Genomic DNA, 13,384 nt, shown 5'->3' on the forward strand with positions numbered 1-13,384 from the left:
GCTTAGAAGTACCCCTCGCGCTTACGGTCTTCCATCGCGGCCTCGGACATCTTGTCGTCGGCGCGGGTCGCGCCCCGCTCGGTCAGCCGGGACGCCGCGATCTCGGTGATGACGTCGTCCAGCGATACGGCGTCCGAGTCGACGGCACCGGTGCAGGACATGTCACCGACCGTGCGGTAGCGCACGAGACGCTTCTCCACGGTCTCGCCGTCCTTCGGGCCGCCCCACTCGCCCGCGGTCAGCCACATGCCGGCCCGCTGGAAGACCTCACGCTCGTGCGCGAAGTAGATCTCCGGCAGCTCGATGCCCTCGCGGGCGATGTACTGCCAGACGTCCAGCTCGGTCCAGTTGGACAGCGGGAACACGCGGACGTGCTCGCCGGGGGCGTGCCGGCCGTTGTAGAGGTTCCACAGCTCGGGGCGCTGGCGGCGCGGGTCCCACTGCGAGAACTCGTCCCGCAGCGAGAACACGCGCTCCTTGGCCCGCGCCTTCTCCTCGTCACGCCGGCCACCGCCGAAGACCGCGTCGAACTTCTCCGCCTGGATCTTCTCCGTCAGCGGGAGGGTCTGGAGCGGGTTGCGCGTGCCGTCCGGGCGCTCCTTGAGCACACCGCGGTCGATGTAGTCCTGCACGGAGGCGACATGCAGCCGCAGACCGTGCTCGGCGACCGTACGGTCCCGGTAGTCGAGGACCTCGGGGAAGTTGTGCCCGGTGTCCACGTGCAGCAGCGAGAAGGGGATCGCCGCCGGGGCGAAGGCCTTCAGCGCCAGATGCAGCATGACGATGGAGTCCTTGCCGCCGGAGAAGAGGATCACCGGCCGCTCGAACTCACCCGCCACCTCGCGGAAGATGTGCACCGCCTCGGACTCCAGCGCGTCCAGGTGCGAGAGGGCGTACGGAGCGTCCGTACCCTCCTCCACCGTCGCAACGGTCGTCGTCATGCCAGTCCCCTCTCGGTGAGCAGCGCGTGCACAGCCGCCGCGGACTCCTGGACGGTCTGGTCCTGCGACTCGATCCGCAGATCGGGCGACTCGGGCGCCTCGTACGGGTCGTCCACGCCGGTCAGCCCGGACAGCTCGCCCGCCGCCTGCTTGGCGTACAGACCCTTCACATCGCGTACGGAGCACACCTCGACCGGAGTCGCCACATGGATCTCCAGGTACGCCGCCCCGCTCTCCTGGTGGCGCTTGCGCACCGCCTCACGGCTGTCCGCGTACGGCGCGATCACGGGGACCAGCGCCTTGACGCCGTTGCGGGCGAGCAGTTCGGCGAGGAAGCCGATGCGCTGCACGTTGGTGTGCCGGTCCTCGCGGCTGAAGCCGAGGCCCGCGGAGATGAACTCGCGGATCTCGTCGCCGTCGAGCACCTCGACGAGGTGGCCCTCCTCGCGCAGCCTGCCCGCAAGCTCGTACGCGATGGTGGTCTTGCCGGCACTCGGCAGACCCGTGAGCCAGACGGTGGCTCCGGTCGTCACGTGCAACTCCTTCTCGATGGCGTCGATTGCGCCGATGGCGGTCATCCGTGCAGCCCGCACTCGGTCTTGCCGCGGCCCGCCCAGCGGCCGGCGCGCGCGTCCTCGCCCTCCAGGACCCGGCGGGTGCAGGGGGCGCAGCCGACGGACGCGTAGCCGTCCATCAGCAACGGGTTGGTCAGTACGCCGTGTTCGGCCACGTAGGCGTCCACGTCGTCCTGGGTCCAGCGGGCGATCGGCGAGATCTTGACCTTCTGGCGCTTCTCGTCCCAGCCGACGACCGGGGTGTTGGCCCGGGTCGGGGACTCGTCGCGGCGCAGACCGGTCGCCCAGGCCAGGTAGTCGGTCAGGCCCTGCTCCAGCGGCTCGACCTTGCGCATCTTGCAGCACAGGTCGGGGTCGCGGTCGTGCAGCTTGGGGCCGAACTCGGCGTCCTGCTCGGCGACCGTCCGCGTCGGTGAGAGCGTGATGACGTTGACGTCCATCACGGCCTCGACCGCGTCGCGGGTGCCGATGGTCTCCTCGAAGTGGTAGCCGGTGTCGAGGAACACGACATCCACGCCCTTGCGGGCACGGGACGCGAGGTGCGCGACCACCGCGTCCTCCATCGACGAGGTCACGCAGAAGCTCTTGCCGAAGGTGTCGACGGCCCACTGGAGGATCTCCAGCGCCGAGGCGTCCTCGAGGTCACGGCCCGCCTGCTCGGCGAGCGCCCTGAGGTCGTCGGTCGTACGTTCTTCCTGAACGGCGGTCATATCTGCTCTCCCCCTGCTTCGTTCTGCTGAAGACCCCGGGCGAGGAGCCCGAGGAACTTCAACTGGAAAGCGCGGTTGCACGCGGCGCATTCCCACGCGCCGTGGCCCTCCTCGGACGGACGGAGGTCCTCGTCGCCGCAGTAGGGGCAGTAGAAGGGGGCGGCCCGCTCGCTCACGACAGGGCCTCCTCGGAGGCGCGGGAGGCCCAGGCGGCGAACCGCTCGCCCTCCTCGCGCTCGGCCTGGAAGCGCTTCAGGACCCGCTCGACGTAGTCGGGCAGTTCCTCGGAGGTGACCTTCAGACCACGGACCTTGCGGCCGAACCCGGCCTCCAGACCGAGGGCGCCGCCCAGGTGCACCTGGTAGCCCTCGACCTGCTCGCCCTGGTCGTTGAGGACCAGCTGGCCCTTGAGACCGATGTCCGCCACCTGGATACGGGCGCAGGCGTTCGGGCAGCCGTTGAGGTTGATGGTGAGCGGCTCGTCGAACTCCGGGATCCGGCGCTCCAGCTCGTCGATCAGCGCGGCGCCGCGCGCCTTGGTCTCGACGATGGCGAGCTTGCAGTACTCGATGCCCGTGCAGGCCATGGTGCCGCGCCGGAACGAGGACGGCCGGGCCGTCAGGTCCAGCGCGTCCAGGGCCTCGACCAGGGGCTCGACCTGAGCCTCCTCGACATCGAGGATGATCATCTTCTGCTCGACGGTGGTACGGACCCGGCCCGAGCCGTGCGCCTCCGCCACCTCGGCGATCTTCGTCAGCGTGGCACCGTCGACGCGGCCCACACGCGGCGCGAAGCCGACGTAGAAACGGCCGTCCTTCTGGCGGTGCACACCGACGTGGTCGCGCCAGCGGCCCGAGGGCTCGGCGGGCGCGGGGCCGTCGACCAGCTTGCGCTGGAGGTAGTCGTCCTCCAGGACCTGGCGGAACTTCTCCGGGCCCCAGTCGGCGACGAGGAACTTCAGACGGGCGCGGGTGCGCAGCCGCCGGTAGCCCCAGTCACGGAAGATGCCGACCACGCCGGCCCACACCTCGGGCACCTCGTCCAGCGGCACCCAGGCGCCGAGCCGGACGCCGAGCTTGGGGTTGGTGGACAGACCGCCGCCGACCCACACGTCGAAACCGGGGCCGTGCTCGGGGTGCTCGACACCGACGAACGCGATGTCGTTGATCTCGTGGACCACGTCGAGCAGAGGGGAGCCGGAGATCGCCGTCTTGAACTTGCGGGGCAGGTTGGAGTACTCGTGGCTGCCGATGTACCGCTCGTGGATCTCGTCGATCGCCCAGGTGCCGTCGATGATCTCGTCCTCGGCGATCCCGGCGACCGGGGAGCCGATGACCACACGCGGGCAGTCGCCGCAGGCCTCGGTGGTGGACAGACCGACCGCCTCCAGGCGGTTCCAGATCTCCGGGACGTCCTCGATGCGGATCCAGTGCAGCTGGATGTTCTGCCGGTCGGTGACGTCCGCGCTGCCGCGGGCGAACTCCTCGGAGATCTCGCCGATCACGCGCAGCTGCTGGGTGGTGAGGCGTCCGCCGTCGATGCGCACCCGCAGCATGAAGTACTTGTCGTCCAGCTCCTCCGGCTCCAGGATCGCGGTCTTGCCGCCGTCGATCCCGGGCTTGCGCTGGGTGTAGAGGCCCCACCAGCGCATCCGGCCGCGCAGGTCGTTGGGGTCGATCGAGTCGAAACCGCGCTTCGAGTAGATCGTCTCAATGCGTGTCCGCACATTGAGACCGTCGTCGTCCTTCTTGAACTGCTCGTTGCCGTTGAGCGGGGTGTGGTGCCCCGCGGCCCACTGACCCTCACCGCGGTGACGGCTCACCTTGCGGCGGGGCGCTGCGGCGGCAGGGTTCTGCGGGGTGGCGGCCATGATTCATTCGTCCTTCGGGACAGGCGGGAAAGCGGCTCTGACCTGCGCGTGCGGGCGCATGGGCATACGTGCGCTTCGTTGCGCAGGAGAAGACAGAGAGTCAGGAGATGTCGGGCGTGCTGCGGCTCGTCAGCGCGCCGGACAGATGGCGCTGGACATGCGGCCGAGGTCGACGTGCCGCCGACTCACCAAGGCAATTCCAGTTCCAGACATGACGGAAGCGTGGCACGGAGATCTGGACACAGTCCAGCTTCGTCCATCATGCGGACACCCTTGTCTCGAAGAGCGAGACAAGGGTGTCCTCGATCACATGCCGCGCACGCGGTCTTGTCCGCGCAGGTCAGGAGGGGTATGCACCGGACCAGGGGCCGGGAGCGGTCACGTCCGGCTCCTCCTCGACCTTGGTGTCGAAGAGCCGGAAGCCCCGGCGCAGGTAGTTGTCCATGGCGTGCTCGCCGTCCAGGCTGCAGGTGTGCAGCCACACCCGCTTGGTCGGCGCCAGCCCCGGCCAGCGGTCCGCGAGATCCCAGGCGCGGGCGGCGCCGTACGACAGCAGGTGGCCGCCGATCCGGCGGCCGCGGAAGGCCGGGATCAGCCCGAAGTAGACGATCTCCACGACCCCGTCGTCCTGCGGCTCCAGCTCCACGTATCCCGCGGGCGTGCCCCGGTCGTACGCCACCCAGGTCTCCACACCGGGTCGGCCCAGGTGCTCCTCCCACTGCGCGTACGTCCAGCCGAGCCGGTCGATCCAGCGGATGTCGCCGCCGACCGAGGCGTACAGGAAACGGCTGAACTCGGGGGAGGGGACCTCGGAGCGCACGATCCGTACGTCGCCGTCCGGGCCGGCGGCCGGAAGGATGTCGCTCGGGTCGGTCTGCTCCAGGGACCAGGTGGTCACGGGGATGTTGGCCATGCCCGTCAGGGAATCACCTAGTCCGAGGATCTGTCGACCGAGGCCAGGGGCAGGGCGAACAGCGTCCGGCCGGACTGGGACCAGAGCTCGCCGGTCGCCTCCCAGTAGGAGAAGGACTCCGGCTCGGTGCTCCAGCAGCGGCTCGACTCGTCGGTGCCGCAGCGGCCCGCCCGCGCACCGGTCGCGTCCTGCCGCCACAGCGTCCCGTGGCCGTCCCGCTCCTCGGAGGCGCGGCCCAGGTACCACTCGGAGTCGCGGGACAGGACGGCACCGACTCCGGTGACCTTCGTCTCGTACGCCTCGTCCACGCGCGTGTACCCGGCTGTGTCCGTGTCCAGCAGGCCGGTCCGGTCGGAGGTGCGGCTGAAGTCGTAGCGCCACAGCTGGACGTCCCGGTCGTCGTCCTTGGAGACCCAGTCGCTCGCGACCAGGCTGTCGGGGGAGGTGCTGCGGTCCAGGGAGATGTAGTCGGGCCGGACGCCCGGGGCGCGGTAGGTGCCGACGGCGGGGAGCACCCAGCCGTTGCCGTGCGCCGCCCAGCCGCCGTCGACGCGGCCCACGGCGGGGCTGTCGACCGTGGCGCGCTGGACGCGGTCCATGTCGTACACGTACAGGCCCTCGGCGGCGGTCACCAGCAGTTTGTCCTGGTACCAGACCATGCCGGAGACCTGGGAGTCGAGGGCGCGGTAGTCGCGGCCGCCGTCGACCGGGACGGTCAGCAGGACCCAGGAGTAGGTGAGCCGGTTCAGGTCGCCCGCGTCGATGAACGCCACCCGGGCCGGCTTGTGGGCGCCCTGCGACCAGGCGGAGAGGATCACCCGGTTTTGGCCCCACAGGCCGTCGTCGTCGGCGTCGCCGGAGGTGGTGACCGCTCCGGCCCGCCAGGACCGGGTGTCGGCGGCGTCCCAGCAGTACGCGCGCGTGGCGGTCGGCTCGACGGGCAGCGCCTGCTGCTCGGCCGAGGTGCAGTCGGCACCGGTGCGCAGGGTGCGGTCGGCGCTGTCGAGGACGGCGCTCACCCCGACGGGCCTGCCCATCGAGGAGGCGAGCCGGTCGAGGGCGGCCTGCGGCTCCAGGTGCTCGCGCAGCCGCAGTACGTCCGTCTCGGCGGAGGTGGCGAGCGGCCTCAGCGCTCCGGGATCGTCGGCCACGGTGGCCTGGGAGGCGCTGATCATCGTGGCCGCCGCGGTGAGCGCGAGGGCGGTCCCGGCCAGGAAGGCGCGCAGGGCTCTGCCCCGCTTCCGCCTGCGGTGTCTGCCGCGATGCTGCATGTCGTCCCCTTTTTTCAGGACTCCCTCGCCGCCGGGGCGCTTCAGTCGGTGTCGACAGTCCGACCGTGCTCAGCCCTTCGGGCCTCCGCGCGCTCGGCCTCTCGACACCGGCGCGCCCCTTTGGCTCCCTCGCCGGCCGAGGCGGGCCAACTGCGCCTGGTGATCCGTGCGTTGACCTGAGGAGCAGGTGGGGTGGCCCGTAGGGGGATGCTACGGCAGTAGGACCCGGTCGGTGACGAAGACCCTGCAAATATGCGGAAGATGCCGCCTGTTGGGTGTCTCAGGGGAGCGGTGTGGACAACCGTTTGCCGGTCACCGCGGGCGCCGTCGAGTGCGGCAGCAGGTCATGCGGGTCGGCGGGTTGGAGGACCTCGACCTCCGCGCCCTCGCAGAAACGATACGGCCGGTGTTCCAGAAGTCCCCCGAGATACCGCCGTACCCGGGACATCTCCGCACGCACCGTCACCCGGCGCTCCGGATCGCCGAACATGTCCTCGGCCAGCCCCGCCGCGCTGCGGCCACCGCGGTGCACCGCCAGCAGATACAGCAACTCGGCGTGCCGGGGGCTCAGTTCATGGCTCCACGACCCGGCGATACCGGACACCGTCACCGACCAGCGGCGCGGCTGCGACAGATCGAGGAGGATATGCGTGGCGCCCGTCGGCACCGGCTCCGCCGCGGCCCGCACCAGCCAGCCCCCGGCGAGCGGCTCCACCGAGCACAGCCCCAGCGTCGGCAGCCACCGGCGGCCCGCCGTCAGCGACTTGGGCAGCCCGATCCGGTTCTGGTACGGCATCCCGGTCACCGCGGCCGTCCAACCGTCCCCGTCCACCACCAGGGCCCGGCCGCCGAGCCGCGCCAGCACCGGCGCCCCCACCGCGCGCAACTGCTCCAGCGAGACCTGGTGCAGCTCCCGCAGCCGCGCCTCGGCGAGCTTGGCCACCGAGTCGACCCAGGCGAGCGTGGCCGGGTGCATCGTGTCCAGCGGCCCGCTGACGTCCACCACGCCGATCAGCCGGCCGTCCCGCGGGTCGGTGATCGGCGCCCCGGTGCAGGTCCAGGAGGTCTGCGAGCGCACGAAGTGCTCGGAGGCGAACACCTGCACCGGCCGCCGCGCCACCACCGGAGTGCCGATGCCGTTGGTGCCGACGACGCTCTCCCGCCAGTCCGCGCCGAGCTCGAAACCGGTCCCGTCGGCCTTGCGCAGCACCGGTGAACTGCCCTCCCGCCACAGCACCCGGCCCTGCTCGTCGGCAACCACCATGATGTGGTGGGCGACGTCCGCGACCGACAGCAGCCCCTGCCGCAGCACCGGCAGGACATGCCGCAGCTCCGAGGTCTCCCGGCGCCGCTGCACCTCCTCCCGGGACAGCAGCCCGGCCCGGAAGTCGTGGTCGGGATCGACTCCGCCGCGCAGCATCCGCCCCCAGGACTGCTCGATCACCGGGCGCGGCGCGACCGGCGTCCGCTGACCGGCGAGGGTGGCGGAACGCACGTCGCTGAGCACCCGCGCCGCACGTGCCGCGTCCACGGCTGCGAGCTGCGTGACGTCCGTCGGCGAGTGCGCCACGGGTTCCTCCCGGATGAGGGGCTGCTGCGGGGCTTCGGACAACCGGTTCCTCGTCGCCTTTCGGCCACGTGTGCGACGTCCGTCCTGACTGTCCGTCTCATAGTGCCTTTCGCCCCTCGCGGAGGGACACAGTCCGGCCACAGTCAGCAGCAAGTTGCAACCCCCTGCAACCCTGGTGGACGGACCGGCGCTGTCTGAAACTTGAGCGACGCCGTCCCGAGCGGCGTTCGCGGCCTCGAACGGGCCAAGGCGGGGGTGGTGCCGTGTCGGCGCAGCACCACCCCCTACCTCCGGTGGTTGGGCGGGGGTTCGCGGCAGGGGGTGCCTGGTCGCGCCCGCGCGGCGGTAGCCGCAGATCGACACAGCCCCGCGCCCCTGGACGGTCAGGCCTGCGGCCTTGACCGGTCCACCACCGATGCCAGGTCCAGCGTCGACGGCAGTGTGCCGAAGGCCGCGCCTCCGTCTCCGCCAAGCCTGGACGCGCAGAACGCGTCGGCCACCTCTGGTGGGGCGTGTTGGACGAGCAAGGCGCCTTGCAGGACCAGGGCCAGTCGTTCCGTCAGGCGTCTGGCGCGTGCCTCGATGCCGTCCAGGTCGGCCAGTTCTGTCAGCAGGTTCTTGATCGCGGCGTCCATGCGGTGGTCGGCGCCGCGGGCCCGGCCGACCTCCTGGAGGTAGGCGTTGAGGGCCATCGGCTCTCGTTGCAGAGCCCGTAGGACGTCCAGGGCCTGGATGTTGCCGGCGCCCTCCCAGATCGAGTTGAGCGGTGACTCGCGGACCAGCCGGGGCAGGCCCGACTCCTCGACGTAGCCGTTGCCGCCCAGGCACTCGGCGGCCTCGACCGTCACCGGCGGGCAGCGCTTGGTCACCCAGTACTTGGCGGCGGGCACCGCGATCCGCAGGAACGCCCGCTCCTGCTCGCCGCCGTCGTCGTAGGCGGCCGCCAGCCGCAGTGCGAGGGTCGTCGCCGCCTCGGACTCCAGGGCGAGATCGGCCAGAACATTGCGCATCAGCGGCTTGTCGACGAGCTTCCCGCCGAACGCCTCGCGGTGCGTGCAGTGATGCACCGCCTGCGCCACCGCCTGTCGCATCAGGCCCGCCGAACCGAGCACACAGTCCAGCCGGGTCGCCGCGACCATCTCGATGATGGTCCGCACCCCCCGGTCCTCCTCGCCGACCCGGCGGGCCCAGGTCCCGTCGAACTCGATCTCGGCGGAGGCGTTGGAGCGGTTGCCGAGCTTGTCCTTGAGCCGCTGGACACGCAGCGGGTTGCGGGTGCCGTCGTCCAGGACGCGCGGGACGAGGAAGCAGGTGAGGCCGTCGGGGGCCTGGGCGAGGACGAGGAAGCCGTCGGACATGGGGGCCGAGCAGAACCACTTGTGGCCCGTCAGCTCATAGGTGCCGTCCTCGGCGAGGGGCGTGGCCCGGGTGGTGCCCGCGCGGACGTCGCTGCCGCCCTGCTTCTCCGTCATGCCCATCCCGAACAGGGCGCCGGCCTTCCGGTCGGCGGGGCGCAGTTCACGGTCGTAGACCATCGAGGTCAGCCGGGGCTCCCACACCTCGGCGAGGGCCGGGTCCGTGCGCAGGGCGGGTACGGCGGCGTGGGTCATCGACAGGGGGCAGAGGTTGCCGGCGTCCACCTGGGTCCAGACCAGGAACGCGGCGGCGCGGCGTACATGGCCCGCGGGGCGGTTCCAGGCGGCGGTGAGACCGGCGGAGACGCCCTTGCCGAGGAGGCGGTGCCAGGCGGGGTGGAACTCGACCTCGTCGACGCGGTGTCCGTAGCGGTCGTGGGTCTTGAGGCGGGGTGGGTTCTCGTTGGCCTGTGCGCCCCACTCCTGTACCTGGGCGGAGCCGGAGGTACGGCCCAGGGCGGCCAGTTCGCTCCGGACGTCGTCCAGGCTGCCGGGATCCACATGTCGTTCCACCGCCTCCACCAGGGCTCTGTCCGCGGTGAAGACGTCGTAGCCGATCAACGGTGGGGGCTGGTTGGTCACGGTGTGCGTGCTGCCTGCCATGTCTGGAACCTACCCGCCGTGCGGGAGAGATGTCGTTCGGCGGGTACGGGTCCGTCGCGGCTGCCCTCAGGCGGTCCGGTCGAGCAGGCCCGCGGGGCCCGCGAGCTCGGTGAGCGTGTCCCGGTCGGTCGTGCCGTCGGCGGTCAGCGGCAGCCGCTGCCGCCAGTGCACGACCGACGGCACGAGGTGCGTGGGCAGCGAGGCGGCCAGCTCCTCCCGTACGACCTCCGCGGCCACCGGCGCCGGGCCGGTGCAGAACGCCACCAGCCGTGTCCCTCCGACGACGACCACCGCGCCCTCCCGGACGCCCGGCACCCGCAGCAGAGCGTTCTCGATCTCGTCGATCTCGCCAGTCTCGGCACGGAAGCCGCGGATCTCCACCCGGCCGTCCCGGTGGCCCAGGAGCTCCAGCTTGCCGTCGGGCAGTCGGCGCCCACGGTGCCCGCTGCGGTAGAGCCGCTCGCCGGGCCGGTACGGATCCTCGGCGAACGCCGCCGCTGTGCCGTCGGGGTCGTTGACGTATCCGCGGCCCACGCACACGCCGGAGAAGACGATCTCGCCGGGCGCGCCCAGCGGCACGGGCACCATGTGCTCGTCGACGACGTAGATCCGCACGTTGGCGACGGGCCGCCCGAGCGGGACGCGGTCCTCGTCCGGCACCCGGTCCATGACCTCGTGGATGGTGGCGTCCGAAGTCTCCGGCAGACCATGAGAGTTGACGAGCGGGATCCCGGGCCGGGCCGCGAACCAGCGCTCCACCAGCTCCTTGCGCACCGGCTCCCCGGTCACCGACACCCGCCGCAGATGGGGCAGTTCACGCGGTCGCCGCTCCAACTCGTCCAGTACCGCCTCCAGATACGACGGCGCCACCTGGAGCGCACCGACCCGGCCGCGCTCGATCGTGTCCACGAACCGCGGCACGTCCAGAACCGTCTCCGGTCCGACCAGCAGCGTCCGCCCGCCCACCAGCAGCGCGGCGAGCAGCTGCCACAGGGAGATGTCGGAGCACTGCGGCGCGGTCTGCGCGACCACCTGGCCGGGGCCGATGTCCAGGGCCTCCAGCTTGGCGAGGACGTGGTTGACGAAACCGGCGTGCTCGCACATCGCGCCCTTGGGCTCGCCCGTGGCGCCGGACGTGAAGCAGATGTAGGCCGGCCGGTCCGCCGCGACGGGGACGCCGAGGTCCGTGTCCTCGTGTTCTTCCTCGTAGGCGGCCGCCACCGAGTCCTTGGTGAGGACGAGGTCGTAGTCGGCGCGGGTGAAGATCGCCCTGACGCGTGCGGCCGGGAGGTGCGGCTCGATCGGCAGATACACCCCGCCCGCCTTGAGGACGCCCAGCACGGCCGCCGGCCAGTCGAGGTTGCGCTCCATGAGCACGGCGACCACGCCCTCAGGCCGCAGCCCGTGCTCCAGGAGCGCCCGGCCGATCCGGTTGGCCCGCGAGTTGAGCTCGCCGTACGTCCACTGTCTGTCCGCCTGCACGGCGGCGACCGTGTCCGGGTGGGCGGCGGCCCGCTCCTCGAACAGCTCGTGCAGCCGCCGGCCCGGCAGCGGTCGCCGCGGTCCGGCCGACTCCTCCAGCTGGAAGCGGAGTTCGGACTCGGAGAGCAGGCTCCGCCGTACCGGTGTGGTGAGGGCCGTGAGGTGGTAGCCGGTGATCCGGGCGGCGGCCTCGCGGTCCAGGACGTCGGTGCGGTAGCGCAGGCGCAGGGTGCGTCCGGTGACGGTGACACGCAGCACGCTGTCGTCGCGGTCGGCACAGAAGGCGGCGAGCACCCTGTCGTGAGCGGCGCGTACGGTCCGTGCGTCGACGGACAGGCCGTCCGGCAGCGGAAGTTCGTACTCCGCGGTGCCGGGCCTCGGGTCGAGGGTCCAGCGCGGGAACGTGTTCACGGCCGCACCTCCCCGCCGCGGGATGTCGGGAATTCTGCGAGAACGCGTTCGGTGCCGTTCGGCACAAGAGCTCCTCGGTGATGGGTGCAGTTCCCCGGGGGCGGTGAGAAATGCGATGTGAAATGTTCTGGAAGTGAGGGGAGTGACCGCGGAGAACGGCACGTCACAGGCCATGCGGCAGTCGCAACGAATGCAATCGGGATTGTTTCGGGAGATTCATGAACACTTCAAGGGTATTGCGGTCAATGGCCCATTTTCGGGCGTTGTGAATTTCCCGAGCAGGCCGTTCATATCGATGACCGAACAATTCGGCCAACGCGGACATGACAGTAAAAAGGCCTGAATCGCCCTGGGGGCGCGCGGCCCGCCCGACCACCCGGGGGATGAGTGCAGCCTCCCGCGACGGATACCTTTAGGGCGTGCAGCCAGCAAGTGAATCCCCCCAGCGGCCCCCCTCCGGCCGTCTCCACCGGGCGCGTGCCCTCTATCGGGACGTCTCCAAGCGCAGGACCGCCTGGCTGCTGCTCAAGGACACCGTCAACTCCTGCATGGAGTACCGCATCCTGGGCCTGGCCGCCGAGGCCGCGTTCTTCACCCTGATGTCCGTGCCACCCCTGCTGCTCAGCATGATCGGCCTGCTCGGCTACGTCGACGACTGGACCGGCACCGACAGCATCAGCAGCCTGGAGGCCAACATCCTGGAGGCCTCGCGCACCGTCCTGTCCGACAAGGGCGTACGGCAGATCGCGCAGCCGATCCTGGACGACGTGATGAACGGCGGCCGCCCCGACGTCATCTCCATAGGCTTCCTCTTCGCCCTGTGGTCCGGCTCCCGAGCGGTGAACGTCTTCATCGACACCATCACCGTCATGTACGGCCTCGACGGCGTCCGTGGCATCGTCAAGACCCGCCTGGTGGCCTTCCTGCTCTTCCTCGCGGCCCTGCTCATCGGTTCGATCGCGCTGCCGCTGATGGTCGCGGGCCCGGACGCGGTGGTCCGGATCGTGCCGTGGTCGGAGACCGTCGTACAGGTCCTGTACTGGCCGGTCGTGATGCTCCTGTCGATCGCCTTCCTGACCACGCTCTACCACGTGTCCGTCCCCGTGCGCTCGCCCTGGATCGAGGACGTGCCCGGCGCGCTGGTCGCCCTCGCCATGTGGGTGTTCGGCAGCTTCCTGCTGCGCATCTACCTCACCAACACCATCGAGGGCGCCTCGATCTACGGCTCGCTCGCGGCCGCCGTCGCGGTGATGCTGTGGATCGGCGTGTCCGCGTTCGCCGTCCTCGTCGGCGCCGCCGTCAACGCCGCCATCGACCGCGTCTGGCCGGCCGCCGCGACGGCCGCGGCCCGCGCCGCGAACGAACGCGTGCGCGAGGCCCAGGTCGCCGAGTACGTGGCCCGGGCCGCCGCGCACCGCGAGGTCGACCCCGAGGACCCCGACATGCCCTCGGAGTTCCCGGAACGCTGGTCGCGGTTCCTGCCGCCGGAGGACGTGACGTCGAGGCTGCGGACCCATGTGAAGAGCACCCACCCGCCGCACAAGGACAACGGGAGTTCCTGAGGCGGCCCCGGCGGCGCCACGAGGGGGCGCGAGGGCCTGAGGGCATGGGCGCGCGGGGCGC

The 13,384-nt window shown here is 71.0% G+C and carries 13 protein-coding genes; 2 read left to right on the top strand and 11 right to left on the bottom strand.

The window, feature by feature from the left end:
- Window positions 1–2 precede the first annotated feature (2 nt).
- From cysD to ABKA17_RS12245, 11 genes are all read right to left on the bottom strand, one after another.
- On the bottom strand, window positions 3–941 hold the full coding sequence (cysD, locus tag ABKA17_RS12195) for a sulfate adenylyltransferase subunit CysD (RefSeq protein WP_353691991.1): 939 nt from the start codon (window positions 939–941) through the stop codon (window positions 3–5).
- Window positions 938–1,474: an adenylyl-sulfate kinase gene (gene cysC / locus ABKA17_RS12200; RefSeq protein ID WP_353691992.1), complete on the bottom strand. Its 537-nt coding sequence runs from the start codon at window positions 1,472–1,474 to the stop codon at window positions 938–940. The genes cysD and cysC overlap by 4 nt, the downstream gene beginning before the upstream one ends.
- 41 nt (window positions 1,475–1,515) lie before the next feature.
- Entirely contained in the window at window positions 1,516–2,226 is a 711-nt protein-coding gene (locus ABKA17_RS12205; protein WP_353691993.1) for a phosphoadenylyl-sulfate reductase, read from the bottom strand.
- Window positions 2,223–2,402, bottom strand: coding sequence for a hypothetical protein (locus ABKA17_RS12210; RefSeq protein WP_353691994.1), 180 nt, complete (start codon window positions 2,400–2,402; stop codon window positions 2,223–2,225). The genes ABKA17_RS12205 and ABKA17_RS12210 overlap by 4 nt, the downstream gene beginning before the upstream one ends.
- Complete coding sequence (locus ABKA17_RS12215; protein ID WP_353691995.1) at window positions 2,399–4,096, bottom strand: nitrite/sulfite reductase; 1,698 nt, start codon at window positions 4,094–4,096, stop codon at window positions 2,399–2,401. The genes ABKA17_RS12210 and ABKA17_RS12215 overlap by 4 nt, the downstream gene beginning before the upstream one ends.
- A 129-nt stretch (window positions 4,097–4,225) precedes the next feature.
- A complete protein-coding gene (locus ABKA17_RS12220; protein WP_310591794.1) occupies window positions 4,226–4,309 on the bottom strand; it encodes a putative leader peptide in 84 nt (27 codons plus the stop codon).
- 127 nt (window positions 4,310–4,436) lie between these two features.
- Window positions 4,437–5,009, bottom strand: coding sequence for a GNAT family N-acetyltransferase (locus tag ABKA17_RS12225; protein ID WP_353691996.1), 573 nt, complete (start codon window positions 5,007–5,009; stop codon window positions 4,437–4,439).
- Window positions 5,010–5,026: 17 nt separating this feature from the next.
- Window positions 5,027–6,280, bottom strand: coding sequence for a hypothetical protein (locus ABKA17_RS12230; RefSeq protein ID WP_353691997.1), 1,254 nt, complete (start codon window positions 6,278–6,280; stop codon window positions 5,027–5,029).
- Between the two features lie 280 nt (window positions 6,281–6,560).
- Complete coding sequence (locus ABKA17_RS12235) at window positions 6,561–7,850, bottom strand: GAF domain-containing protein (RefSeq protein ID WP_353691998.1); 1,290 nt, start codon at window positions 7,848–7,850, stop codon at window positions 6,561–6,563.
- Window positions 7,851–8,233: 383 nt separating this feature from the next.
- Window positions 8,234–9,868, bottom strand: a complete 1,635-nt coding sequence (locus ABKA17_RS12240; RefSeq protein WP_353691999.1) for an acyl-CoA dehydrogenase family protein — start codon at window positions 9,866–9,868, stop codon at window positions 8,234–8,236.
- 66 nt (window positions 9,869–9,934) lie between these two features.
- Window positions 9,935–11,761, bottom strand: coding sequence for an amino acid adenylation domain-containing protein (locus ABKA17_RS12245; RefSeq protein ID WP_353692000.1), 1,827 nt, complete (start codon window positions 11,759–11,761; stop codon window positions 9,935–9,937).
- Between the two features lie 142 nt (window positions 11,762–11,903).
- On the opposite strand from ABKA17_RS12245, the gene ABKA17_RS12250 reads away from it, so the two are divergent.
- Window positions 11,904–12,104 carry a hypothetical protein gene (locus ABKA17_RS12250; protein ID WP_353692001.1) on the top strand — a complete coding sequence of 67 codons (201 nt, stop codon included), beginning with the start codon at window positions 11,904–11,906 and terminating at the stop codon, window positions 12,102–12,104.
- Between the two features lie 76 nt (window positions 12,105–12,180).
- Complete coding sequence (locus ABKA17_RS12255; RefSeq protein ID WP_353692002.1) at window positions 12,181–13,323, top strand: YihY/virulence factor BrkB family protein; 1,143 nt, start codon at window positions 12,181–12,183, stop codon at window positions 13,321–13,323.
- Window positions 13,324–13,384 lie beyond the last annotated feature (61 nt).

The organism is Streptomyces sp. RG80 (assembly GCF_040446465.1).
In the GTDB taxonomy this organism is placed as follows: Bacteria; Actinomycetota; Actinomycetes; order Streptomycetales; family Streptomycetaceae; genus Streptomyces.

Bases quoted from the DNA above. Each gene is read 5' to 3' on its own strand.
- ABKA17_RS12225 (WP_353691996.1), bottom strand. From the start codon at position 5,009: ATGGCCAACATCCCCGTGACCACCTGGTCCCTGGAGCAGACCGACCCG.
- ABKA17_RS12215 (WP_353691995.1), bottom strand. From the start codon at position 4,096: ATGGCCGCCACCCCGCAGAACCCTGCCGCCGCAGCGCCCCGCCGCAAG.
- ABKA17_RS12205 (WP_353691993.1), bottom strand. From the start codon at position 2,226: ATGACCGCCGTTCAGGAAGAACGTACGACCGACGACCTCAGGGCGCTC.
- ABKA17_RS12230 (WP_353691997.1), bottom strand. From the start codon at position 6,280: ATGCAGCATCGCGGCAGACACCGCAGGCGGAAGCGGGGCAGAGCCCTG.
- ABKA17_RS12240 (WP_353691999.1), bottom strand. From the start codon at position 9,868: ATGGCAGGCAGCACGCACACCGTGACCAACCAGCCCCCACCGTTGATC.
- cysD (WP_353691991.1), bottom strand. From the start codon at position 941: ATGACGACGACCGTTGCGACGGTGGAGGAGGGTACGGACGCTCCGTAC.
- ABKA17_RS12220 (WP_310591794.1), bottom strand. From the start codon at position 4,309: ATGTCTGGAACTGGAATTGCCTTGGTGAGTCGGCGGCACGTCGACCTC.